This is a genomic window from Spiroplasma sp. ald, assembly GCF_044714355.1.
GTDB classification, from domain to species: Bacteria; Bacillota_I; Bacilli_A; order Mycoplasmatales; family Mycoplasmataceae; genus Spiroplasma; species Spiroplasma phoeniceum.
In genome coordinates, this window is record NZ_RXFY01000153.1 from 1 (window position 1) to 1544 (window position 1544).

Here is a 1544-nt window from a genome sequence, read left to right on the forward strand (position 1 = left end):
AGATTATCAGTATGAAGTTTTAGAGGTAAAACAAAAAGTGTCTTAAATAATTATTTACGCGATATGACAACTAATTATAAAACTAGTTTCTTATTACCACATGACTATGAAATACCAACCTTTAATTACCCACAATATGTATTACCACCAGTGCCATATAACTATCAACCTTATACAAAAGATATTATGCCTTCTGATGTATTACAACCATTAAAAACAAAAATTATTGTAAATCCACATTGTATTAATCGTGGTAATTTATTTTTAGATAATTTATATGATGGTTATTATGAAATAGAAATTGATTTAAAACAAATTGACCCAACAATTCAAAGTATTAGTAAATTTATTAGTTCTTATAAAACAATAGAAATAAGTAATCTTAATAATTTACAAGTTGAATGTGGGCCACCTGAAATAGAAAATTTTATTCCTGATAGAAATGTTAATCTTATAGCGGGTGCTAATAGTTGTAATAATAGTCTGGGACTATTATCAAATGCTGTATTAAAAAAATATGGATTATCTCAAAATACTATTATTAATTTTGATAATACCATAACTTTATATACTGATAATATAACTAATGATATTCAAACAGTTGCCACTGCTTTTACCAATGGTTTACCAAGCGGAAATTATCATAGTATTTATTGAACCGAAAATAATAGTGGAGTTTTTCAATTTTTATTGCAAATTTCTGATGATAAAATTAAAGAAACATATTTACAAGCATATTATACAAATAATATGAAATTAAAAATTAGATTTATAAAAAAATTGAAACCAGAATTAAGATTTTTAGGTGGTACTGGATATTGACCTTATTTTGGTAATGAAAAAGATATAATAATAGATGTTTCTAATCCAAATGTTTTAGGAATTAGAAATAAAAATGATAACCCAGTTAAAATTACATTTAAGCCAAGATAAAAAACAAAAAAGAGATGTAAATCTCTTTTTGTATTTTTACTTAATTTTTACATTACTATCATTATCAATTATTAAGTCGGGTAATTTTTGTTCTTCACCATTTCAACGATAAACTGATTTAAAAAAAGTTCCATTATCTTCAATTCAAGTAGTATGCTCCATAGTTTTATTTGTGGCTAAATCAAATTCATTTCTATATAAATATGCACCACTATATGACTTATCAATTTTAGTATGACTAATAATGCCATTTATTGTATTATTGTTACTATAACCTATATTTTTATATTTTTTAATTGTTCAATTATCGTTTTTTGCACCTCTTCATATAATTATATAATATTTATAATCTCCCCCAGAATTAAATGGCTTTTCTTGTGGTGCTATTCATTCTAAATTATCTCTGATTTCTTGGTTATTTGTTTTAATTTTATTTTCTTCTTTTAATTTTGCTAATTCTTTGGTTGTATATTCTTGTGGTGTATTACAAGCAACTAAACTGGTTGTACTTGCTCCTACTAATGATATTGCACCAATAATACTTAATAATCTTTTCATTTGATTATTTTCTCTTTTATTATCAATTAAGTGAATCTATTGAAACCGTATAA

Annotated in this window: 2 protein-coding genes; one reads left to right on the plus strand and one right to left on the minus strand. The window is 24.0% G+C overall.

The window, feature by feature from the left end:
- Positions 1–933, plus strand: a 933-nt coding sequence (locus EHU54_RS05750; RefSeq protein ID WP_400249438.1) for a hypothetical protein, incomplete at its 5' end; no start/stop codon positions are given.
- Between the two features lie 36 nt (positions 934–969).
- Here the strand turns inward: EHU54_RS05750 and EHU54_RS05755 are convergent.
- Entirely contained in the window at positions 970–1491 is a 522-nt protein-coding gene (locus EHU54_RS05755; protein WP_400249439.1) for a lipoprotein, read from the minus strand.
- Positions 1492–1544 lie beyond the last annotated feature (53 nt).